This window comes from Streptomyces parvus (assembly GCF_032121415.1).
Classification (GTDB): domain Bacteria; phylum Actinomycetota; class Actinomycetes; order Streptomycetales; family Streptomycetaceae; genus Streptomyces; species Streptomyces globisporus_A.
In genome coordinates this window covers 1,195,145-1,217,300 of the sequence record NZ_CP135079.1, presented here as the reverse complement: position 1 = coordinate 1,217,300, position 22,156 = coordinate 1,195,145, and the positions used below count along the sequence as shown (strand labels likewise).

15 protein-coding genes, 2 rRNA genes and 1 pseudogene are annotated in these 22,156 nt (G+C 70.3%); 13 read left to right on the top strand and 5 right to left on the bottom strand.

The genetic code is table 11. The annotated features are described in order from the left end of the window. Positions 1–138 precede the first annotated feature (138 nt). The 4 genes and pseudogenes from RNL97_RS06545 (at position 139) to RNL97_RS06530 (ending at position 5,786) form a co-directional block, all read left to right on the top strand. Positions 139–3,262, top strand: a 23S ribosomal RNA gene (locus RNL97_RS06545). A gap of 111 nt (positions 3,263–3,373) precedes the next feature. Further along, positions 3,374–3,490 (top strand): 5S ribosomal RNA (gene rrf, locus RNL97_RS06540). Positions 3,491–4,058: 568 nt separating this feature from the next. Next, positions 4,059–4,787: pseudogene (locus RNL97_RS33185) on the top strand (DEAD/DEAH box helicase); the annotation flags it as partial. Positions 4,788–5,090: 303 nt separating this feature from the next. After that, positions 5,091–5,786 (top strand): tetratricopeptide repeat protein, encoded by a 696-nt coding sequence (locus RNL97_RS06530; RefSeq protein ID WP_313750471.1) that lies wholly within the window; start codon positions 5,091–5,093, stop codon positions 5,784–5,786. 68 nt (positions 5,787–5,854) lie between these two features. Here the strand turns inward: RNL97_RS06530 and RNL97_RS06525 are convergent, their stop codons facing one another. After that, positions 5,855–7,135 (bottom strand): DUF1015 domain-containing protein, encoded by a 1,281-nt coding sequence (locus tag RNL97_RS06525; RefSeq protein ID WP_313750470.1) that lies wholly within the window; start codon positions 7,133–7,135, stop codon positions 5,855–5,857. 72 nt (positions 7,136–7,207) lie between these two features. Between RNL97_RS06525 and RNL97_RS06520 the strand changes: the two genes are divergently transcribed. Both RNL97_RS06520 and RNL97_RS06515 read left to right on the top strand, forming a co-directional pair. Continuing rightward, positions 7,208–8,239 (top strand): HAD-IIA family hydrolase, encoded by a 1,032-nt coding sequence (locus tag RNL97_RS06520; protein WP_030590437.1) that lies wholly within the window; start codon positions 7,208–7,210, stop codon positions 8,237–8,239. A 160-nt stretch (positions 8,240–8,399) separates the two neighbouring features. Next, positions 8,400–9,200, top strand: coding sequence for an ABC transporter ATP-binding protein (locus RNL97_RS06515; protein ID WP_030590433.1), 801 nt, complete (start codon positions 8,400–8,402; stop codon positions 9,198–9,200). A gap of 97 nt (positions 9,201–9,297) precedes the next feature. On the opposite strand, the gene RNL97_RS06510 is transcribed toward RNL97_RS06515, so the two are convergent. After that, positions 9,298–9,645 carry an SCP2 sterol-binding domain-containing protein gene (locus RNL97_RS06510; RefSeq protein WP_030590430.1) on the bottom strand — a complete coding sequence of 116 codons (348 nt, stop codon included), beginning with the start codon at positions 9,643–9,645 and terminating at the stop codon, positions 9,298–9,300. A 42-nt stretch (positions 9,646–9,687) separates the two neighbouring features. Between RNL97_RS06510 and RNL97_RS06505 the strand changes: the two genes are divergently transcribed. The 5 genes from RNL97_RS06505 (at position 9,688) to RNL97_RS06485 (ending at position 14,994) form a co-directional block, all read left to right on the top strand. Further along, complete coding sequence (locus tag RNL97_RS06505) at positions 9,688–10,050, top strand: hypothetical protein (protein WP_030590427.1); 363 nt, start codon at positions 9,688–9,690, stop codon at positions 10,048–10,050. A gap of 7 nt (positions 10,051–10,057) precedes the next feature. Then, positions 10,058–10,873 carry a TlyA family RNA methyltransferase gene (locus tag RNL97_RS06500; protein WP_030590424.1) on the top strand — a complete coding sequence of 272 codons (816 nt, stop codon included), beginning with the start codon at positions 10,058–10,060 and terminating at the stop codon, positions 10,871–10,873. Between the two features lie 8 nt (positions 10,874–10,881). Continuing rightward, a complete protein-coding gene (locus RNL97_RS06495; protein WP_030590421.1) occupies positions 10,882–11,787 on the top strand; it encodes an NAD kinase in 906 nt (301 codons plus the stop codon). Between the two features lie 95 nt (positions 11,788–11,882). Then, complete coding sequence (recN, locus tag RNL97_RS06490; protein WP_030590417.1) at positions 11,883–13,628, top strand: DNA repair protein RecN; 1,746 nt, start codon at positions 11,883–11,885, stop codon at positions 13,626–13,628. Positions 13,629–13,893: 265 nt separating this feature from the next. Beyond that, positions 13,894–14,994, top strand: a complete 1,101-nt coding sequence (locus RNL97_RS06485) for a glycosyltransferase family 4 protein (RefSeq protein WP_313750469.1) — start codon at positions 13,894–13,896, stop codon at positions 14,992–14,994. 100 nt (positions 14,995–15,094) lie between these two features. Here RNL97_RS06485 and RNL97_RS06480 read toward each other — a convergent pair whose 3' ends face one another. Next, positions 15,095–16,720, bottom strand: coding sequence for a PucR family transcriptional regulator (locus tag RNL97_RS06480; protein WP_313750468.1), 1,626 nt, complete (start codon positions 16,718–16,720; stop codon positions 15,095–15,097). A gap of 184 nt (positions 16,721–16,904) precedes the next feature. Beyond that, the gene (locus RNL97_RS06475) at positions 16,905–17,249 is read right to left on the bottom strand and encodes a MerR family transcriptional regulator (protein WP_030590407.1); all 345 of its coding nucleotides are present in this window, start codon (positions 17,247–17,249) and stop codon (positions 16,905–16,907) included. A 58-nt stretch (positions 17,250–17,307) separates the two neighbouring features. Between RNL97_RS06475 and RNL97_RS06470 the strand changes: the two genes are divergently transcribed. Beyond that, a complete protein-coding gene (locus RNL97_RS06470; protein WP_243313654.1) occupies positions 17,308–18,114 on the top strand; it encodes an aminotransferase class IV family protein in 807 nt (268 codons plus the stop codon). Positions 18,115–18,184: 70 nt separating this feature from the next. Here the strand turns inward: RNL97_RS06470 and RNL97_RS06465 are convergent, their stop codons facing one another. Next, entirely contained in the window at positions 18,185–20,011 is a 1,827-nt protein-coding gene (locus RNL97_RS06465) for a glycoside hydrolase family 15 protein (protein ID WP_030590404.1), read from the bottom strand. 415 nt (positions 20,012–20,426) lie between these two features. On the opposite strand from RNL97_RS06465, the gene RNL97_RS06460 reads away from it, so the two are divergent. After that, positions 20,427–22,091, top strand: coding sequence for a CTP synthase (locus RNL97_RS06460; RefSeq protein WP_243313653.1), 1,665 nt, complete (start codon positions 20,427–20,429; stop codon positions 22,089–22,091). Positions 22,092–22,156 lie beyond the last annotated feature (65 nt).

The following is a 22,156-nucleotide window of genomic DNA, read 5'->3' as shown; positions in this document are numbered from 1 at the left end:
GCACGTTGTTGGGTGTCTGAGGGTGCGGCCGTTATGGTTGTTCCTTCTGATCCGGCCCCAGTGAACTCATCCGTTGCGGGTGGGGTGGTGGGTGGCTGGTCGTTGTTTGAGAACTGCACAGTGGACGCGAGCATCTGTGGCCAAGTTTTTAAGGGCGCACGGTGGATGCCTTGGCACCAGGAACCGATGAAGGACGTGGGAGGCCACGATAGTCCCCGGGGAGCTGTCAACCAAGCTTTGATCCGGGGGTTTCCGAATGGGGAAACCCGGCAGTCGTCATGGGCTGTCACCCGCTGCTGAACACATAGGCAGTGTGGAGGGAACGAGGGGAAGTGAAACATCTCAGTACCCTCAGGAAGAGAAAACAACCGTGATTCCGGGAGTAGTGGCGAGCGAAACTGGATGAGGCCAAACCGTATGCGTGTGATACCCGGCAGGGGTTGCGCATGCGGGGTTGTGGGATCTCTCTTTTACGGTCTGCCGGCTGTGAGACGAGTCAGAAACCGTTGATGTAGGCGAAGGACATGCGAAAGGTCCGGCGTAGAGGGTAAGACCCCCGTAGCTGAAACATCAGCGGCTTGTTTGAGAGACACCCAAGTAGCACGGGGCCCGAGAAATCCCGTGTGAATCTGGCGGGACCACCCGCTAAGCCTAAATATTCCCTGGTGACCGATAGCGGATAGTACCGTGAGGGAATGGTGAAAAGTACCGCGGGAGCGGAGTGAAATAGTACCTGAAACCGTGTGCCTACAAGCCGTGGGAGCGTCGCTGTGTGTGCTTGCACATGCAGTCGTGACTGCGTGCCTTTTGAAGAATGAGCCTGCGAGTTAGCGGTGTGTAGCGAGGTTAACCCGTGTGGGGAAGCCGTAGCGAAAGCGAGTCCGAATAGGGCGTTTGAGTTGCACGCTCTAGACCCGAAGCGGAGTGATCTAGCCATGGGCAGGTTGAAGCGGAGGTAAGACTTCGTGGAGGACCGAACCCACCAGGGTTGAAAACCTGGGGGATGACCTGTGGTTAGGGGTGAAAGGCCAATCAAACTCCGTGATAGCTGGTTCTCCCCGAAATGCATTTAGGTGCAGCGTCGTGTGTTTCTTGCCGGAGGTAGAGCACTGGATAGGCGATGGGCCCTACCGGGTTACTGACCTTAGCCAAACTCCGAATGCCGGTAAGTGAGAGCGCGGCAGTGAGACTGTGGGGGATAAGCTCCATGGTCGAGAGGGAAACAGCCCAGAGCATCGACTAAGGCCCCTAAGCGTACGCTAAGTGGGAAAGGATGTGGAGTCGCAGAGACAACCAGGAGGTTGGCTTAGAAGCAGCCACCCTTGAAAGAGTGCGTAATAGCTCACTGGTCAAGTGATTCCGCGCCGACAATGTAGCGGGGCTCAAGCGTACCGCCGAAGTCGTGTCATTCACACATATAGGGCCAACGCCTGTGTGGATGGGTAGGGGAGCGTCGTGTGCCGGGTGAAGCAGCCGCGGAAGCGAGTTGTGGACGGTTCACGAGTGAGAATGCAGGCATGAGTAGCGATACACACGTGAGAAACGTGTGCGCCGATTGACTAAGGGTTCCTGGGTCAAGCTGATCTGCCCAGGGTAAGTCGGGACCTAAGGCGAGGCCGACAGGCGTAGTCGATGGACAACCGGTTGATATTCCGGTACCCGCTTTGAAACGCCCAGTACTGAATCAGGCGATGCTAAGTCCGTGAAGCCGGCCCGATCTCTTCGGAGTTGAGGGTAGTGGTGGAGCCGATGAACCAGACTTGTAGTAGGTAAGCGATGGGGTGACGCAGGAAGGTAGTCCAGCCCGGGCGGTGGTTGTCCCGGGGTAAGGGTGTAGGACGCACGGTAGGTAAATCCGTCGTGCATGAGTCTGAGACCTGATGCCGAGCCGATTGTGGTGAAGTGGATGATCCTATGCTGTCGAGAAAAGCCTCTAGCGAGTTTCATGGCGGCCCGTACCCTAAACCGACTCAGGTGGTCAGGTAGAGAATACCGAGGCGTTCGGGTGAACTATGGTTAAGGAACTCGGCAAAATGCCCCCGTAACTTCGGGAGAAGGGGGGCCATTCTTGGTGATCCGATTTACTCGGTGAGCTGGGGGTGGCCGCAGAGACCAGCGAGAAGCGACTGTTTACTAAAAACACAGGTCCGTGCGAAGCCGTAAGGCGATGTATACGGACTGACGCCTGCCCGGTGCTGGAACGTTAAGGGGACCGGTTAGCTGCTCTTCGGGGTGGCGAAGCTGAGAACTTAAGCGCCAGTAAACGGCGGTGGTAACTATAACCATCCTAAGGTAGCGAAATTCCTTGTCGGGTAAGTTCCGACCTGCACGAATGGCGTAACGACTTCTCGACTGTCTCAACCATAGGCCCGGTGAAATTGCACTACGAGTAAAGATGCTCGTTTCGCGCAGCAGGACGGAAAGACCCCGGGACCTTTACTATAGTTTGATATTGGTGTTCGGTTCGGCTTGTGTAGGATAGGTGGGAGACTGTGAAGCGGCCACGCCAGTGGTTGTGGAGTCGCCGTTGAAATACCACTCTGGTCGTGCTGGATGTCTAACCTGGGTCCGTGATCCGGATCAGGGACAGTGTCTGATGGGTAGTTTAACTGGGGCGGTTGCCTCCTAAAGAGTAACGGAGGCGCCCAAAGGTTCCCTCAGCCTGGTTGGTAATCAGGTGTTGAGTGTAAGTGCACAAGGGAGCTTGACTGTGAGACCGACGGGTCGAGCAGGGACGAAAGTCGGGACTAGTGATCCGGCAGTGGCTTGTGGAAGCGCTGTCGCTCAACGGATAAAAGGTACCCCGGGGATAACAGGCTGATCTTCCCCAAGAGTCCATATCGACGGGATGGTTTGGCACCTCGATGTCGGCTCGTCGCATCCTGGGGCTGGAGTCGGTCCCAAGGGTTGGGCTGTTCGCCCATTAAAGCGGTACGCGAGCTGGGTTTAGAACGTCGTGAGACAGTTCGGTCCCTATCCGCTGTGCGCGTAGGAATATTGAGAAGGGCTGTCCCTAGTACGAGAGGACCGGGACGGACGAACCTCTGGTGTGCCAGTTGTCCTGCCAAGGGCATGGCTGGTTGGCTACGTTCGGAAAGGATAACCGCTGAAAGCATCTAAGCGGGAAGCCTGCTTCGAGATGAGTATTCCCACCCTCTTGAGGGGTTAAGGCTCCCAGTAGACGACTGGGTTGATAGGCCAGATGTGGAAGCCCGGTAACGGGTGGAGCTGACTGGTACTAATAGGCCGAGGGCTTGTCCTCAGTTGCTCGCGTCCACTGTGTTGTTCCCGGGTTGCGAACAGTTATCGCACCGGTTGAACAGTTTCACTACTTAATTGAAGAGTGTGCTTGTTCGCTAGAACCCGATAGGGTTTCGGTGGTCATTGCGTTAGGGAAACGCCCGGTTACATTCCGAACCCGGAAGCTAAGCCTTTCAGCGCCGATGGTACTGCAGGGGGGACCCTGTGGGAGAGTAGGACGCCGCCGAACAATCTTTCAAGGACCCCTGGTCCCAGCGTTCATGCTGGGACCAGGGGTCCTTTTGTTTTTCCCGAAGCGCGTCGGCCGGCCGGCTGCGCGAGAATGTCTGTGGTACCCGAAGACAGGAGTCACACCCATGTCCACCAACTCTCCCGACGACCGTCCGGAGCGCGAGCCGCGTCGCCGGGACGGCGGTGACAGGGGCGGTTACCGCGGTGGTCGTGACGACCGGTCCGGTTCCGGCGCACCTCGACGCGACAACGACCGTGGCGGCTTCCGCCGCGACGACCGGGACCGCGACCGCGGCCCGCGCCGGGACGACAGCCGGCCGACCGGTGGCGGCTTCCGTCGTGATGACAACCGTGGTGGTGGCTCCGGCGGTGGGTTCCGACGGGACGACGACCGACCTTCCGGTGGCGGTGGGTTCCGTCGTGACGACCGGGACCGGGACCGGGATCGTGGGCCCCGTCGTGACGATGACCGGCCTTCCGGTGGCGGCTTCCGTCGTGATGACAACCGTGGTGGTGGCTCGGGCGGTGGGTTCCGCCGTGACGACAACCGGGGCGGTGGCTTCGACCGTCGTGATGACCGTCCGCGCGGTCCCCGCCGTGACGACGACCGGCCCTCTGGCGGCGGCTTCCGTCGTGATGACAACCGTGGTGGTGGCTCGGGCGGTGGGTTCCGTCGTGATGACAACCGTGGTGGTGGCTCGGGCGGTGGGTTCCGCCGTGACGACAACCGGGGCGGTGGCTTCGACCGGCGTGATGACCGTCCGCGCGGTCCCCGCCGTGACGACGACCGGCCCTCTGGCGGCGGCTTCCGTCGTGATGACAACCGTGGTGGTGGCTCGGGCGGTGGGTTCCGTCGTGATGACAACCGTGGTGGTGGCTCGGGCGGTGGGTTCCGCCGTGACGACAACCGGGGCGGTGGCTTCGACCGTCGTGATGACCGTCCGCGCGGCCCCCGCCGTGACGACGACCGGCCCTCGGGCGGTGGGTTCCGTCGTGATGACAACCGTGGTGGTGGCTCGGGCGGTGGGTTCCGTCGTGATGACAACCGTGGTGGTGGCTCGGGCGGTGGGTTCCGCCGTGACGACAACCGGGGCGGTGGCTTCGACCGGCGTGATGACCGTCCGCGCGGTCCCCGCCGTGACGACGACCGGCCCTCTGGCGGCGGCTTCCGTCGTGACGACCGGGACCAGGACCGGGATCGTGGGCCCCGGCGTGAGGACGACCGTGGTGGGTACCGGGGTAGCCGCCCCAGTGGTGGTTTCGACCGGCGTGATGACCGTCCGCGCGGTCCCCGCCGTGACGACGACCGGCCTTCCGGCGGCGGTTTCCGTCGGGACGACAACCGTGGTGGTGGCACCGGCGGTGGGTTCCGCCGGGACGACAGCCGCGGTGGTGGGTTCCGCCGTGACGACAACCGGGGTGGGGGCTTCCGCCGCGACGACCGGGGTGGATACCGCGGTGGCCAGCGTGACGACCGGGACCGTGGCGGCTTCCGGGGGCGCGATGACCGTGACCGCGACCGCGAGCCGATCAAGCGGCTGCCGATTCCGGACGACGTCACGGGCGACGAGATCGACAAGGACGTACGCCAGGAGCTCATGAGCCTGCCGAAGACCCTTGCCGAGGATGTCGCGCGCAACCTCGTCATGGTGGCCCGGCTGATCGACGAGGACCCCGAGGAGGCGTACGCGTACTCCCGCATCGCCCTCCGGCTCGCGTCCCGCGTCGCCGCGGTCCGTGAGGCGGCCGGGTTCGCGGCGTACGCGACGCAGAAGTACGCCGAGGCGCTCGCCGAGTTCCGGGCGGCCCGGCGGATGACCGGGTCCGTGGAGCTGTGGCCCGTCATGGCGGACTGCGAGCGCGGGCTCGGGCGGCCCGAGCGGGCGATGGCCATGGCCGGTGAGCCCGAGGTGCAGAAGCTGGACAAGGCCGGGCAGGTCGAGATGCGGCTCGTGGCCGCTGGGGCCCGACGCGACATGGGCCAGATCGACGCCGCCATCGTGACGCTCCAGAGCCCCGAGCTGGCGTCCAGCTCCGTGCAGCCGTGGACCCCGCGGCTGCGGTACGCGTACGCGGACGCCCTGCTGGAGGCCGGGCGCGAGGACGAGGCCCGGGAGTGGTTCGGCAAGGCGATGGAGGCCGACAAGGACGGTGCCACGGACGCTTCGGACCGGCTCGCCGAGCTGGACGGCGTGGAGTTCGTCGACGCCCTCGGTGACGACGACGCGGACACGCCCGACGAGGACGCGCCTCGTGACGAGAACGGCCCCGCGGACGGTTCCGCCAAGGCCTGACAACCGATGAGAAGAAGGGGCGGCACTCCGGTCGGAGTGCCGCCCCTTCTTCTTTCCTCAGCGCATGGTCAGTCGAGGGCTAGGCTCCGCATGACCAGGCCCGTGGCCGGCTTCGGGCCGAACGACGTCGACTTGCGGGGCATCGTCACGCCCTGCCGGGCCAGGTCCCGGACGACCTCTTCGCGTACGGGATGCATCAGGACCGCCGTGGCGTCGAGGCGTTCCGCCTGTTCGACGGCTGCGGCGGCGTCGTGGATGTAGCCGATGTGCTCGGGTGCGTCGGGGATCCGCCACACCTCGTCGAGCAGCGTGGAGTGCAGGACCGTCGCGTCCAGGGTGCGCCAGGCGTCGGGGCGGTCCGCCCGGACGGTGCGGGCCAGCAGGGCCGGGTCGGGGCAGTCCACCAGATGGAAGCCTCCGTCGCCGGCGAGGAGGAACGCGTTGCCGGCGGTCGCCGCCTCGGCCAGGGCGTCGAGGGCCCGGGGCAGCGGCCCCTCGACCCGCCGGATGCGGAAGTGGCCGGTGAGCGCCTTCAGGGCCCGGGCGACCGGCAGCCGGCGCAGGAGCCGGTGGATGGCGCGGACCTGGAGCGGGTGGCGGGCCGTGTCGACGAGGAGGACCAGGCCGAAGTCCCAGGGGCCCGGGGCGGTCTGTTCCCGCTGGAGCCGGAGGTAGGTGGCCCACCGGTGGTGGCCGTCCGCGATGAGCGCCTGGTGCCGGGCGAGGTCTGTCTCGATCTCGCGCCGGTCCGACGGGTCCGTCACCGCCCACAGCCGGTGCCGGAAACCGTCCTCCGTCGTCGTGGCGAGCAGCGGTTCCCGCAGGACCGTGCGGTCGATCACCGCCGCCGCCCCCGTCGGCGTACCCTCGTCGCCGCGGTAGGTCAGCAGCAGCGGTTCCAGATGGGCCCCTGTCGTACGCATCAGCTCCGCGCGGTCCGCGACGACGTCGTCCATGACGTCCTCGTGGGGCAGCACGATGCCCTCGGCGGCGGGGGAGAGGGCCAGGGCGCCGATCAGGCCCCGCTGGAGGATCTCCTCGTTGCGCTGCTCGTAGACGTACAGCACCGGGTCGGGGTCCGGGGCGATGACCCCTTCGGCCAGCCAGCGGTCCAGCGTGTCGGCCGCCTGCCGGTGCCGGTCCCGGGCCGTGTCCGCCTGGGGGAGGATGAGGCGCACGATGTTGTGCGGATCCGCGGACTCCAGGTGGTGCAGCCCGTCCGGACGGACGACCACGTCGTACGGCGGCGAGGTCACGGCGGCAAGGCTGCCGACCCGCTCGGGGACGTAACGCAGTCCGCGGAACGGGATCAGCCGCAGCCCCTGCTCGACGGGACCTGAAGTGTTCATCAGGGCATCGTATGTGCGCCTGGGGCATACGCGATGATCGGGGCAGACGCAGAGTGAACAGGAGCGAGTCATATGAGCCACCAGCAGGACAGTGTTCGGCCGTCGGGGAGCGCCACGGCGCTGAGCGAGGCGTACGACACGGCTCTCCTCGACCTCGACGGGGTGGTGTACGCGGGCGGCGAGGCCATCGCCCACGCCGTGGACTCGCTGGCCGCCGCGCGGGCCGGGGGCATGCACCTCGCGTACGTCACCAACAACGCCCTGCGGACGCCGGACGCGGTGGCGGAGCATCTGACGGAGCTGGGCGTGCCCGCCGAACCATCCGACGTGATCACCTCCGCCCAGGCCGTCGCCCGGCTGGTGGCCGACCAACTGCCGCCCGGGGCGCGGGTTCTGGCGATCGGCGGCGAGGGGCTGCGGGTCGCGTTGCGGGAGCGCGGCCTCGAGCCGGTGGAGTCGGCGGACGACGACCCGGCCGCCGTGGTCCAGGGGTACGGCGGGCCGGACATGCCGTGGGGACGGTTCGCCGAGGCGAGCTACGCGATCCGGCGCGGGCTGCCGTGGTTCGCGTCCAACACCGATCTGACCATCCCGAGCGCCCGGGGCATCGCCCCCGGCAACGGGGCCGCCGTCGAGGTCGTACGGATCGCCACCGGGGCCGAGCCGCAGGTGGCGGGGAAGCCGCTGCCGCCGATGCACCGCGAGACCGTGCTGCGGACCGGGGCCAAGCGTCCGATCGTCGTCGGGGACCGGCTGGACACGGACATCGAGGGGGCGTTCAACGGAGGCGTGGACTCCCTGCTCGTGCTGACCGGGGTGACCGACGCGGCCCAGCTCCTGGCAGCCCCGCCGGAGCACCGGCCGACCTATGTGGACCGGGACCTGCGAGGGCTGCTGACCGGGCAGCCCGAGGTGACCCCGGACGGGGACGCGTACCGCTGCGGGGGCTGGACGGCCGCTGTGCGCGGGGACGCGCTGGCCCTGGAGGGGGAAGGCGACGCGCTCGACGGGCTGCGGGCCCTCTGCGCGGCGGCCTGGGCCTTCGCCGGTCCGGGTGTGTGCGGGCTGGAGACGGGGAAGGCCATCGCCGGACTCCAGCTCTGAACCAAGCGCCCCTTGTTCGCCAGGGTGTTGGGCGTGCGGGGCCGGCGCCGGACCCCGGGGCGCAAAGAGGAGGATAGGTTAACCTAACCTGGTGCTGCCCGGTGGTCCGCCCGCGCCCCGCGCCGTACCGCTTCACCTCACCGACTCCGGGAGTACGACCATGCAGCGCCTCACCGCGGAATCGGTGACCCTCGGCTACGACCAGCGGGTCATCACCGAGAACCTCTCGGTCGAGATTCCCGACAACTCCTTCACCGTGATCGTCGGGCCCAACGCCTGCGGCAAGTCGACCCTGCTGCGGGCCCTCGCCCGGATGCTGAAGCCGAGCCGGGGGCAGGTGCTGCTGGACGGGCAGGCCATCCACCAACTGCCCGCGAAGAAGGTCGCCCGGACGCTGGGGCTGCTGCCGCAGTCCTCCATAGCCCCCGACGGGATCACCGTCGCCGACCTCGTCGCCCGCGGCCGCTACCCCCACCAGGGGTTGCTGCGGCAGTGGTCGCCGGAGGACGAGCGGGTGGTGAACGAGTCCATGGAGTCCACCGGTGTGGCCGGGCTGGCCGAGCGCTATGTCGACGAGCTGTCCGGCGGTCAGCGCCAGCGGGTCTGGATCGCCATGGCGCTGGCCCAGCAGACGCCGCTGCTGCTGCTCGACGAGCCGACGACGTACCTCGACATCCAGCACCAGATCGATGTCCTCGACCTGTGCGCGGAGCTGCACGAGACGCGGGGCCGCACGTTGGTCGCCGTGCTCCACGATCTGAACCACGCCGCGCGGTACGCCACGCATCTCATCGCCATGCGGGACGGGGCGATCGTCGCCGAAGGGGCGCCTTCGGACGTCGTCGACGCGGAGCTGGTGGAGCGGGTGTTCGGGATGCGCTGCCAGGTGATCGACGATCCGGAGACGGGGACGCCGCTCGTCGTGCCTGCGGCACGTAAGGCGCGGAAGGTTGCCGCCTGAGGCGGTGCCGGGGTGCGCCCCGGTGGGCGCTCCGTCCTCGATCGCCGGACGGGCTTGAATGTGGTGGCCGTGCGTCGCCCGTGCGTTCTTGGCCGGGCTACAGCAAGGATCTCAGTTTCAGCAGGTCTCTGAAGCCTGCCTCCAGACGTACGCGACCCGATGCCCACGCCTTCGCGAAGTTCAGGTCGCCGTCCACCAGGGCCACCAGGTCGTCGCCCGTCATCGCGAGCCTGATCTCGGCCTTCTCCCTGGGCGGTCCCTCGACCGTGTCCACCACCCGGATGAGGCCCTCGGCCAGCCGGCCGGTGAACGTGATGTCGAGATCCTTGATGTGACAGCTCAGCGAGCGGTCGAGGGCAGCCGCGCCGCGCACGTCGCCCTCGGCGGCTGCGAGGTTGTCGGAAAGTCGTCTCAGTGCGCTGCGGCACTCTGCCATGGTCGCCATCGTGCTCGACGGTACACCGGCCGGTCGCGGTAGCGTTTCGGCATGAGCGACTGGATGCCGGAGGCGGGGTCACCGCCCGTGAGCACGTCCGATGAGCCGGTGGGCGGGGAGCCGGCCGCCGCGGCACCCTCCTTCGAGCCCGCCGGGCCCGCGCCCCTGGGGGTCGTGCGCACCCCCACCGGCCATGCCGCGGTGGACGCCCGGCTGGAACGGCTCGCCGACGCAGACCACCTCCCGGCGGACGGGCACATCGAGGTGTACGAGGATGTACACCGTGGGCTGCGGGCCGAGCTGACCTCGCTGGACGCCCGTCCGGACGCCGCACCCGGTCCCGTACCCACGCCTTCGCAGCGCCCGCACGACCCGCACCGCACGCACGACACGCGTCACGACAACAGGAGCTGAACCGAACGTGGCAGGAGTGGCACGTCGCCGCCTCGACGCCGAGCTGGTACGCCGCAAGCTCGCCCGCTCGCGCGAGCACGCGAGCCAGCTGATCGCCGCGGGGCGCGTCACCGTCGGCCGGACCACCGCGACCAAACCCGCCACACAGGTCGAGACGGCCGCCGCGATCGTCGTCACGCAGGACGAGGACGACCCGGACTACGTCTCGCGCGGCGGACACAAGTTGGCCGGGGCGCTCGCCGCCTTCGTGCCGCTCGGGCTGACGGTGGAAGGGCGGCGGGCGCTGGACGCCGGGGCCTCCACCGGCGGGTTCACCGATGTGCTGCTGCGGGCCGGGGCCCGGCAGGTCGTCGCCGTGGACGTCGGCTACGGGCAGCTCGCCTGGTCGCTGCAGTCCGATGAACGGGTCGTCGTCAAGGACCGTACCAACGTACGGGAGTTGACCTTGGAGAGCATCGACGGCGAGGCGGTCGACCTGGTGGTGGGGGATCTGTCCTTCATTCCGCTGGGGCTCGTGCTGCCCGCCCTCGCCCGCTGCGCCGCGCCCGACGCGGACCTGGTCCTCATGGTCAAGCCGCAGTTCGAGGTGGGCAAGGAGCGGCTCGGCAGCGGCGGAGTCGTGCGGAGCCCGGAGCTGCGAGCCGAAGCCGTACGGGAAGTGGCGCGGCGGGCCTGGGAGCTCGGGCTCGGCGTCCGCGGGGTGACGGCCAGTCCGCTGCCCGGGCCGTCGGGCAACGTCGAGTACTTTCTGTGGCTGCGGGCCGGCGCACCTGAGCTGGATCCCGCGGATGTCGACCGTGCAGTGGCGGAGGGGCCCCGTTGACGACGAATGTGACGACCGATACGGCACGAACAGTCTTCCTTCTGGCGCACACCGGCCGCCCGGCCGCGATCCGCAGCGCGGAGCTCGTCGTGCAGGGACTGCTGCGCAACGGGCTCGGCGTACGCGTCTCGGCGGCCGAGGCGGCCGACCTGCCGCTGCCGGACGTGGTGGAGACGGTCACCGACACCAGCCCCTCCGCCGTGGACGGCTGCGAACTGCTGATCGTCCTCGGCGGTGACGGCACCCTGCTGCGCGGCGCGGAGTTCTCCCGCGCCTCCGGGGTGCCGATGCTCGGCGTCAACCTCGGACGCGTCGGCTTCCTCGCCGAGGCCGAGCGCGACGACCTCGACAAGGTGGTCTCCCGGGTCGTCACCCGCGACTACGACGTCGAGGAACGCATGACGATCGACGTCCTCGTGCACAGCAACGGCGATGTCGTGCACAGCGACTGGGCGCTCAACGAGGCGGCCGTGCAGAAGGTGTCGCCCGAGCGGATGCTGGAAGTCGTCCTGGAGATCGACGGCCGTCCCGTCACAGGCTTCGGGTGCGACGGGATCGTCTGCGCTACCCCGACCGGTTCGACGGCGTACGCCTTCTCGGCGGGCGGGCCCGTCGTCTGGCCCGAGGTCGAGGCGCTGCTGATGGTCCCGATCAGCGCCCACGCGCTGTTCGCCAAGCCCCTGGTGACCTCGCCCACGTCCGTGCTCGCGGTCGAGGTCCAGCCGCATACGCCGCACGGGGTGCTGTGGTGCGACGGCCGGCGGACGGTGGAGCTGCCCGCGGGCGCCCGGGTCGAGGTGCGGCGGGGCGCGGTGCCCGTGCGGCTGGCGCGCCTGCACCAGGCCTCGTTCACCGACCGCCTGGTGGCGAAGTTCGCGCTGCCCGTCTCGGGGTGGCGGGGCGCGCCCCACTGACGGTCACCGGGAGCGCCCGCGGCCCCCGCTCCACCCGGGAGAGTGAATCCGGGAGCGGGGGCCGTCGCGCGTCCGGCCCGGGACCTCGTAAGGTCATGTCCGTGTTGGAGGAGATGCGGATACGGTCGCTCGGAGTCATCGACGACGCGGTGGTGGAGCTGTCACCCGGTTTCACCGCGGTCACGGGTGAGACCGGGGCGGGCAAGACCATGGTCGTCACGAGCCTCGGGCTGCTGCTCGGCGGGCGCGCGGACCCCGCTCTCGTACGGGTCGGGGCCAAGGCCGCGGTCGTCGAGGGCCGGATCACCGTGTCCGAGGGCGACGCGGCGGCGCTGCGGGCCGAGGAGGCCGGGGCGGAACTCGACGACGGCGCGCTGCTCATCAGCCGTACCGTTTCGGCCGAAGGGCGCTCACGGGCCCACCTCGGCGGCAGATCCGTGCCGGTGGGGGTCCTGACCGAGCTGGCGGACGAACTCGTCGCCGTGCACGGCCAGACCGACCAGCAGGGTCTGCTCAAGCCCGCCCGGCAGCGGGGCGCCCTGGACCGGTACGCCGGAGCCGGCGTGGAGGTCCCGCACGCGAAGTACGCGGCGGCCTACCGGCGGCTGCGCGCCGTCGCCGCCGAGCTCGACGAGCTGACCACCCGGGCCCGGGAGCGGGCCCAGGAGGCGGATCTGCTGCGCTTCGGGCTGAACGAGGTCGCCGCCGTCGAGCCGTTGCCGGGGGAGGACGTCGAGCTGGCCGCCGAGGCGGAGCGGCTGGGTCACGCCGAGGCCCTCGCCTCCGCCGCCTCCCTCGCGCACACCGCTCTGGCGGGGAACCCGGAGGACCCGGAGAGCGTCGATGCCACCACCGTCGTCGCCGCCGCCGGGCAGGCCCTGGACGGGGTCCGGGCCCACGATCCGGCGCTGGCCGCGCTGGCGGACCGGATCGGGGAGATCTCCATCCTGATCGCCGACGTCTCCGGCGAGCTGGCGGGGTACGCCGACCAGCTGGAGGCCGATCCGCTGCGGCTGGCCGCCGTGGAGGAGCGCCGGGCCGCGCTGACCGCCCTGACCCGTAAGTACGGCGAGGACATCGCGGCCGTGCTGGCCTGGGCCCAGGAGGGTGCGGGGCGGCTCACCGAGCTGGAGGGCGACGATGAGCGGATCGGCGAACTGACCGCCGAGCGCGATGCGCTGCGGGCCGAACTCTCCGTGCTCGGGCAGGCCTTGACCGACGCGCGCACCGAGGCCGCCGCCCGGTTCGCCGAGGCGGTGACCGAGGAGCTGGCCTCGCTCGCCATGCCGCACGCCCGGGTCTCCTTCGCCATCCGGCAGACCGAGGCGGCGGACGAGGCGTCCGGCATCGACATCGGCGGGCGGAGCGTCCTCTACGGGCCTTCGGGCGCCGACGAGGTGGAACTGCTCCTCGCCCCGCACCCGGGCGCCCAGCCCCGGCCGATCGCCAAGGGCGCGTCGGGCGGTGAGCTGTCCCGGGTGATGCTCGCGGTCGAGGTCGTCTTCGCGGGCTCCGACCCCGTACCGACGTATCTCTTCGACGAGGTCGACGCGGGCGTGGGCGGCAAGGCGGCCGTCGAGGTCGGCCGACGGCTCGCCAAGCTCGCCAAGTCCGCGCAGGTGGTCGTCGTGACCCACCTGCCGCAGGTCGCGGCCTTCGCCGACCGGCAGCTGCTGGTCGAGAAGACCGTGGACGGTTCGGTGACCCGGAGCGGTGTCACCGTCCTGGAGGGCGAGGACCGCGTCCGGGAGCTGTCCCGGATGCTGGCGGGCCAGGAGGACTCCGAGACGGCCCGCGCCCACGCCGAGGAGCTGCTGGCCACAGCGCGCGCCGACGGATGAGGTCCGGGGGCGTGGCACCGTCGGGCGCGGCGCGCACCGGTGTGGGCGCGGGCGGGGATTCCTCCGCCCGGGCCCGCCTCCCCGGATGACGGGAACCCCGCGTCTCATCCTGCACCCTTGATTCACCCGTGAGGGTGATGCGGTGTGGCCGGTTGTCGCCGTGAGTGCGGCAGCAACGTTACGGCGGTGCCGGAACGTGCGTACGGGCTGGCATCCTTGGCGCTGTACTTACCGCCGACTCCGGAGCCCCGGGGAGCCAATCAACGTGTCACAGCTGCGTACGGTCCAAGTCCTGGGCGGCGGCAGTGCGGGCAGCAGCGCGCACGTCGGTTCGCTGGCCGCCGGGCTGGCGGCGCGCGGGGTGCAGGTGACCGTCTGCGCGCCGGCCGCCGTGGACCGCGCCCACGACTTCACGGCGACCGGAGCCCGCTTCCTGCCGGTGCCCCGGCGCAGCGACCCGGCCGCCGTCGCCGCTTTGCGGGCCGCCTGCACAGGGGCGGACGTCGTCCACGCCCACGGTCTCCACGCGGCAGCCCGCACCGCCCTCGCGCTGAGCGGACGCCCTGTGCCCCTCGTGATGACCTGGCACACCCGGCGGTACGCGGAAGGCGCCCGCCGCCAGATCCTCCACCTGCTGGAACGGCGCGCCGCACGGGCGGCGGCCGTGGTCCTCGCCCCCTCGTCCGACCTGGTGGACCGGGCCCGGGCGCGGGGAGCCCGCGATGCCCGGCTCGCCCCCGCCGCCGCCCCGCCCGCGCACCCGGTCCGAGCTGTCGACGAGGGCAAGGTGCGGGCCGAACTGGGAGCGGTGGACCGGCCGTTGCTGATGGCCGCCGGCAGTCTCGTACCGCAGCACGGCTTCGGCACCCTGCTGGACGCGGCCCACGCCTGGCGGCGGCTGGACCCCGCGCCGCTGCTCGTCATCGCGGGGGAGGGGCGTGACCGGGAGGCCCTGCAACGACGGATCAGGGACGAGGAGTTGCCCGTTTCCCTCATCGGGGCGCGCGAAGGTGTGGGGGAGTTGGTCGCCGCAGCGGATCTGGCCCTTCTGCCGAGCCGGTGGGAGGGCCGCCGCTCCCCGCTGGCGCAGGAGGCGCTGCGGTCCGGGGTGCCACTGGTGGCCACGGCGGTCGGTGGTGTGCCCGAACTGGTCGGTGGAGCAGCTGAGTTGGTGCCGTACGGCAACGCCGATGCCCTCGCCCGTACGGTCGTGAGGCTGCTCGGGGACCCGGCGGCGCGGACCCGGCTCGCCGAGGCCGGGCGGGTGCAGGCGGCGGGCTGGCCCACCGAGGACGACACGATCGCCCATGTGCTCAGCGTCTACGACGAGCTGACGCAGCCGCTGGCGACGGGACGCGGCCGCTGACCGGACGGGCGGGGCCCGGGACGCCCGTCCGGATCGCCGAGGGTCCGGCGCGGCCGTCTCTGGGCCCGGCGCCTCTGAGGTGTGGCGGCGGGCCGGCGCGTCAGGTCGTGTGGCGGCGGGCGCGTAGCGCCAGGCTCAGGGCGAGCACCGTCTGCGGGTCGTCCAGGTCCGTGCCCAGCAGCTCGCCGATCCGGGCGAGGCGGTTGTAGAGGGTCTGGCGGTTGAGGTGCAGCTCGCGGGCGGTCTCCGCCTTGCGGCCCGCGTGCGCCAGATAGGCCTGGAGCGTCGGCAGCAACGGCGGGCGCGAGGTGCGGTCGTGCTCGCGCAGCGGACCGATCGCCCGGTTCACGAACGCCGACAGATCCGGATGGTCCCGCAGCCGCCACAGCAGCAGATCGATGTCGAGCCGCCGGGCGTCGTACCAGGGCCGGTCGTCGAGGCCCTGCGCGGCCGTCGCCGTCTCCGACGCATGCCGCAGCCCGGCGCCCGCCGCAGCCCAGCCGCCCGCGACGCCGACCACGACCACCGGCTGCTGCGATCCGGCCCGGTCGAGACCGGCCCGCTCCACGCCCGCCCGCAGCGCCGCCGCCACCCGGTCCGCGACCGCCGTGCGCTCGCTCTCCGACCGCAGCCCCAGCAGCAGCGGAACCCGCCCCTCCACGGGCCGTACGCCGAGCAGCACCGGCACCCCGACCGAGGCCAGCTCCTCCAGGACCGCACGGGCCAGCAGCGCCCAGTTGCCCGACGGGGACAGCTCGGGGGCCAGCCGCATCACGACCGGGAGGAGCGGGGTCTCACCGGGGCGGAAGCCGAGCACCCGGGCCTGGGCGGGGGCGTCCTCCGGGGCGATCCGGCCCTCCGCCAGGTCGGTCAGGAAGTCGCCCCGGCCCCGGGCCGCCAGCTCCTCCTCCTGCCGGGCCTGCATCAGCACGACCGCGAGGAGGCCCGCCGCACGCTCCGCCGCCATCCGGTGCACGGTCGCCAGCGGCCCGGCCACCGCGAGCAGCACCAGCCGCGCCCGTACCGAACCGGTCTCGGGCCCGCCGCCGGGCACGTCCACCAGCAACGCACCGGTCGGCGGGGACTCCCGGGCCGCCCGGTCGCCGCGCATGCCCTCCCAGACCTGGAGCGGGTCCGCGCCGACCGGGCCGGTCCCGGTGGACGCCGCGTACAGGAGCCGGCCGTCGGGGGTCTCCAGGAAGACCGGATTGGCGGTGAAGTCGGCGAGGATCCCGAGGACCTGCGGCACCCCGCCCCCGTCGAGCAGTGCCCGGGTGGCGCGCCGGTGCACCTCCTCCGCCTGCTGGAGCAGCGCGTAGTGCCCGTTGACGATCTCGGTGTGCACCTCCTCGGTCACCGCGACGAACGGCACCTCGCGGTGCAGCTGGACCAGCGGAAGACCGGCCGCGCGGGCGGCGTCCACGATGGAGGCGGGCAGCCGGCCGAAGCGCGGACCCAGCTCCACCACCAGGGCCGCGATGCCCCGGTCGGCGAGGCGGCGGACGAAGGCGCGCTGTTCGGCGGGGCGGGCGCCCAGGCCGAGACCGGTCGTCAGGAGCAGCTCGCCGCCCTTGAGGAGCGAGGCGATGTTCGGGACCTCGCCCGCGTGCACCCAGCGCACCGTACGGTTCAGCCGGTCGGCGCCGGCCACCACCTCCGGGAGCCCGGCGCGCAGCCCCGGCAGCTCCAGCGCCCGCTGCACGGTGATTCCGCTGTGGCTCTCCACGTACCCGGCCCGCTTTCCCCTTGTTCCACGCCCGTGCCCCGGGCGGTCGTCCTGTTCAGGACGCTACCGCCCGGGGCACGGGGTGCGCATGGCAGGGGAGTCCGGATGCCGTGGACGGGCCGGGGAGGTCGTGGCCCGGCCCCGGGCTCCCCGGGGCCGGACGGCCCGGACGGCTCACCGCCCGTCACCGCTCGCCCAGCAACCCCACCAACGCCCCCCGGCTGCGCCGCAACGCGTCGATCTGCTCGTCCATCGCCGCCAGCTCCCCGTCCAGGATCTCCCGCAGCTCCGCACACCAGTCGAACCCCGGCTGCTCACCCCCGGCGCACGGCAGCACCTCACGGATCACCTCGGTGGACAGCCCGGCCCGCAGCAGCGTGCGGATCTTCGCCACGGTGAGGACCGCGTCGTCGTCGTAGGAGCGGTAGCCGTTCGTCCCGCGCCGGGCCGCCAGCAGCCCCTGCGCCTCGTAGTAGCGCAACGACCGTGCGCTGACGCCCGTCCGCCGCGACAACTCCCCGATCAGCATGGATCCCCGCCCTCGACGCTTGACCTTGACACCGGTGTCAAGCCCTAACGTCCCAGCCATGAACGAGAATTCCCCGCACACCGCGCACCGGGACGGGCGCCCGGCGACCACCGGCGACCTGGCGCCGCTCGCCTTCTCGGGCCACGCCCACTTCACCGCCCTGCAGATCCGCGACGGGCGGGCCCGGGGCCTGGACCTCCACCTGGAGCGGCTGCGGCTCGCGTCGGTGGAGCTGTTCGGCCGGGCCCTGCCCGAGGACGTGGTCCGCACCCATCTGCGTACGGCCCTTCACGACGGACCGGCCGACATGTCGCTGACGGCCACGGTCTCCTCCACGGCCGGCGAGTTCTCCGCGGCCGACGGGGAGCTGACGCTGCTGGTGCGGACCGGGCCGCCGTCGTCCGGACCCGACGGCCCGCTCGCCCTGGCGGCCGTGGCGCACGAACGGTTCCTGCCGCACGTCAAACACGTCGGCGAGGTGGCCAAGACGCATCTGCTCCGGCAGGCCGTCGCCGGCGGCTTCGACGACGCCGCCTTCCTGGACCGCGAGGGCCGCTTCAGCGAGGCGACCATCTGGAACCTGGTGTTCTGGGACGGCGACGCGGTGGTGTGGCCCGAGGCCCGGATCCTGACCGGTACGACGCTGGGCATCGTCCGCAGGCAACTGGACGCGCTCGGCATCGGCCAGCGGGTCGCCCCGGTCACCCCCGCCGACCTGCCCGCCCTCGCCGGTGCGGCCGTCATGAACTCCTGGACCCCCGGCATCCCCGTCCACCGCATCGGTCCCACCGGACTGCCCGCCGCGCCCCGGTTCCTGGAGACCCTGCACCGGGCGTACGAGGCCGAACCGCTCACCGCCCTCTGAACGGAACAGGACCCCGCGTCCCCGTCCGTCGGGACAGGGACGCGGGGTCCGGGCTTCCGTGCGGGCGAGCTCAGCCCACGTACGCCCCGCTCGCCGTCAGCCGCAGGGCCGTGTCGATCAGCGGGACGTGGCTGAACGCCTGCGGGAAGTTCCCCACCTGGCGCTGGAGGTTCGAGTCCCACTCCTCGGCCAGCAGGCCCAGGTCGTTGCGGAGCGACAGCAGCTTCTCGAACAGCTGGCGTGCCTCGTCGACCCGGCCGATCATCGCGAGGTCGTCCGCCATCCAGAACGAGCAGGCCAGGAACGCGCCCTCGTCGCCCTCCAGACCGTCGACGCCCGCGTCCTCGCCCTCGGTGGGATAGCGCAGGATGAAACCGTCCTCCGTGGACAGCTCCCGCTGGATCGCCTCGATCGTGCCGATGACCCGCTTGTCGTCCGGCGGCAGGAAGCCCATCTGCGGGATGAGCAGCAGGGAGGCGTCCAGCTCCTTCGACCCGTAGGACTGGGTGAAGGTGTTGCGCTCCTTGTCGTAGCCGCGCTCGCAGACGTCCCGGTGGATGTCGTCGCGGAGCTCGTACCACCGCTCCAGCGGGCCCTCGACGTCACCGGACTCGACCAGCTTGATCGTCCGGTCGACCGCGACCCACGCCATCACCTTGGAGTGCACGAAGTGGCGGCGCGGCCCGCGCACCTCCCAGATGCCCTCGTCGGGCTCCTCCCAGTGCTTCTCCAGATACTCGATCAGCTTGAGCTGGAGACCCATGGCGTAGTCGTTGCGGGTCAGACCCGTCATGTGCGCCAGGTGCAGTGCCTCGGTGACCTCGCCGTAGACGTCCAGCTGGAGCTGGTTGGCGGCGCCGTTGCCGACGCGGACCGGGGTGGAGTTCTCGTAACCGGGCAGCCAGTCCAGCTCCGCCTCGCCGAGCTCGCGCTCGCCGGCGATGCCGTACATGATCTGGAGGTTCTCCGGGTCGCCCGCCACCGCCCGCAGCAGCCACTCGCGCCAGGCGCGGGCCTCCTCCCGGTAGCCGGTGCGCAGCAGTGAGGAGAGGGTGATCGCGGCGTCCCGCAGCCAGGTGTAGCGGTAGTCCCAGTTCCGTACGCCTCCGATCTCCTCGGGGAGCGACGTGGTCGGCGCGGCGACGATGCCGCCGGTCGGGGCGTACGTGAGGGCCTTGAGCGTGATCAGGGAGCGGACGACCGCCTCCCGGTAGGGCCCGTGGTACGTGCACTGCTCGACCCATTCGCGCCAGAAGGTCTCCGTCGCCTCCAGCGAGTTCTCCGGCTCGGGGAGGGCGGGCGGCTCGTGGTGCGAGGGCTGCCAGCTGATCGTGAACGCCACCCGGTCGCCGGGGCCCACCGTGAAGTCGGAGTACGTGGTCAGATTCTGGCCATATGTTTCCGTTTCGGTGTCCAGCCAGACCGAGTCCGGCCCGGCGACCGCGACCGTACGGTTGTCGACCTTGTGCACCCACGGTGTCACCCGGCCGTAGCTGAACCGCATCCGCAGCTCCGAGCGCATCGGCACCCGGCCGCTGACACCCTCCACGATCCGGATGAGCTGGGGCGCGCCGTCACGCGGGGGCATGAAATCGGTCACCCGTACGGTGCCGCGCGGCGTGTCCCACTCCGATTCCAGGATGAGGGAGTCACCGCGGTAGCGCCGCCGGTCGGCGGAGGCTGGTTCCGTTCCCTCCGCTCTCGCGGGGCCCAGGCGCCAGAAGCCGTGCTCCTCGGTGCCCAGCAGCCCCGCGAAGACGGCGTGCGAGTCGAAGCGGGGAAGGCACAGCCAGTCCGCTGTGCCGTCCCGGCAGACCAGGGCGGCGGTCTGCATGTCTCCGATGAGTGCGTAATCCTCGATGCGCCCGGCCACGTGCGTCTCCAGTCGAACGGCCATGTCGCCCCGTCAAAGGGCGCTTACTGCGGGTCAAGGGGGTCGTAGGGTCTTTCACCCGGGAAGATCCGACGAGTCCTGTACCGGTGGGCGGCCTGGGTGGTGCCGCCGCCCGGCCGTCTCGGCAGCGAGTGTTTGAGCAGGATACGACGCACCGCGAAGATCCGCGCGACCGTCCCCGGAAGATCTCTGAGCTGATCGGGTGGGACGTGAAATGCCTGAGGTGATGGTGTGACGCCCTTGTGCAGGGTGTGGCCGGAAGCAGCCTCCCCCCGTCGCTGTTACCCTGGTAGCCCGTGGACGGTGGTCGTCTCTGACAGCGGACGAGGCCCCCGAACCGCAGCGACGGCACCCCCGGAACCCCGGTTCGGCTGCCGTACGCACCTCAGAATCGCGACCACGGGAGCCCCCTTTGGCTATGCAGCCCACATCCACGACGACCAAGCACATCTTCGTCACCGGGGGTGTCGCCTCCTCCCTCGGCAAGGGTCTGACTGCCTCCAGCCTGGGTGCCCTGCTCAAGGCACGGGGCCTGCGGGTCACCATGCAGAAGCTCGACCCCTACCTCAACGTCGACCCCGGCACGATGAACCCGTTCCAGCACGGTGAGGTCTTCGTCACCAACGACGGCGCCGAGACCGACCTGGACATCGGCCACTACGAGCGCTTCCTCGACGTCGACCTCGACGGCTCCGCCAACGTGACGACCGGCCAGGTCTACTCCCAGGTCATCGCCAAGGAGCGGCGCGGCGAGTACCTGGGCGACACCGTCCAGGTCATCCCGCACATCACCAACGAGATCAAGCACCGCATCCGCCGCATGGCCACCGACGACGTGGACGTCGTCATCACCGAGGTCGGCGGCACGGTCGGCGACATCGAGTCGCTGCCGTTCCTGGAGACCGTCCGCCAGGTCCGCCACGAGGTCGGCCGGGACAACGTCTTCGTCGTGCACATCTCGCTGCTGCCCTACATCGGCCCCTCCGGCGAGCTGAAGACCAAGCCCACCCAGCACTCCGTGGCGGCCCTGCGCAACATCGGAATCCAGCCCGACGCCATCGTGCTGCGCGCCGACCGCGAGGTGCCCACCGCCATCAAGCGCAAGATCTCGCTGATGTGCGACGTCGACGAGGCCGCCGTGGTCGCCGCCATCGACGCCAAGTCGATCTACGACATCCCCAAGGTGCTGCACACCGAGGGCCTGGACGCCTACGTCGTGCGCAAGCTCGACCTGCCGTTCCGCGACGTCGACTGGACCACCTGGGACGACCTGCTGGACCGGGTCCACAACCCCGACCACGAGGTCACCGTCGCCCTGGTCGGCAAGTACATCGACCTGCCCGACGCCTATCTCTCGGTCACCGAGGCGATCCGCGCCGGCGGCTTCGCCAACAAGGCCCGGGTCAAGGTCAAGTGGGTCACCTCCGACGACTGCCGCACCGCCGCCGGAGCGGCCGAGCACCTCGGCGACGTCGACGCGATCTGCATCCCGGGCGGCTTCGGCGAGCGCGGGGTCGACGGCAAGGTCGGCGCCATCCGCTACGCCCGCGAGAACAAGGTCCCGCTGCTCGGCCTCTGCCTCGGCCTTCAGTGCATCGTGATCGAGGCGGCGCGCAACCTCGCCGGGATCCCCGACGCCAACTCCACCGAGTTCGACGCGGCCACCTCCCACCCCGTCATCTCGACGATGGAGGAGCAGCTCGCCTATGTCGAGGGCGCGGGCGACCTCGGCGGCACCATGCGGCTCGGCCTCTACCCGGCCAAGCTCGCCGAGGGCTCCGTCGTGCGCGAGGCGTACGCGGGCGAGCCGTACGTCGAGGAGCGCCACCGCCACCGCTACGAGGTCAACAACGGCTACCGCGCCGAGCTGGAGAAGAAGGCCGGACTGGTCTTCTCCGGCACCTCCCCGGACAACAAGCTCGTCGAGTACGTCGAGTACCCGCGCGAGGTGCACCCCTACCTGGTCGCCACTCAGGCGCACCCGGAGCTGCGCTCGCGCCCGACCCGCCCGCACCCGCTCTTCGCGGGTCTGGTGAAGGCCGCCGTCGCGCGCCAGGTCGCCGCGGAGGGCGCGGACGCGTAGCACCGAGGCATTACGGTTGACCGGGGTACGGATCCGATACGGAACCGTGCCCCGGTTTCCTTTTG

Coding starts and splice junctions, on each gene's coding strand:
- RNL97_RS06530 (WP_313750471.1), top strand. CDS start 5,091: ATGAGCCTGCCGAAGACCCTTGCCGAGGATGTCGCGCGCAACCTCGTC.
- RNL97_RS06525 (WP_313750470.1), bottom strand. CDS start 7,135: ATGAACACTTCAGGTCCCGTCGAGCAGGGGCTGCGGCTGATCCCGTTC.
- RNL97_RS06520 (WP_030590437.1), top strand. CDS start 7,208: ATGAGCCACCAGCAGGACAGTGTTCGGCCGTCGGGGAGCGCCACGGCG.
- RNL97_RS06515 (WP_030590433.1), top strand. CDS start 8,400: ATGCAGCGCCTCACCGCGGAATCGGTGACCCTCGGCTACGACCAGCGG.
- RNL97_RS06510 (WP_030590430.1), bottom strand. CDS start 9,645: ATGGCGACCATGGCAGAGTGCCGCAGCGCACTGAGACGACTTTCCGAC.
- RNL97_RS06505 (WP_030590427.1), top strand. CDS start 9,688: ATGAGCGACTGGATGCCGGAGGCGGGGTCACCGCCCGTGAGCACGTCC.
- recN (WP_030590417.1), top strand. CDS start 11,883: ATGTCCGTGTTGGAGGAGATGCGGATACGGTCGCTCGGAGTCATCGAC.
- RNL97_RS06475 (WP_030590407.1), bottom strand. CDS start 17,249: ATGCTGATCGGGGAGTTGTCGCGGCGGACGGGCGTCAGCGCACGGTCG.
- RNL97_RS06470 (WP_243313654.1), top strand. CDS start 17,308: ATGAACGAGAATTCCCCGCACACCGCGCACCGGGACGGGCGCCCGGCG.
- RNL97_RS06465 (WP_030590404.1), bottom strand. CDS start 20,011: ATGGCCGTTCGACTGGAGACGCACGTGGCCGGGCGCATCGAGGATTAC.
- RNL97_RS06460 (WP_243313653.1), top strand. CDS start 20,427: ATGCAGCCCACATCCACGACGACCAAGCACATCTTCGTCACCGGGGGT.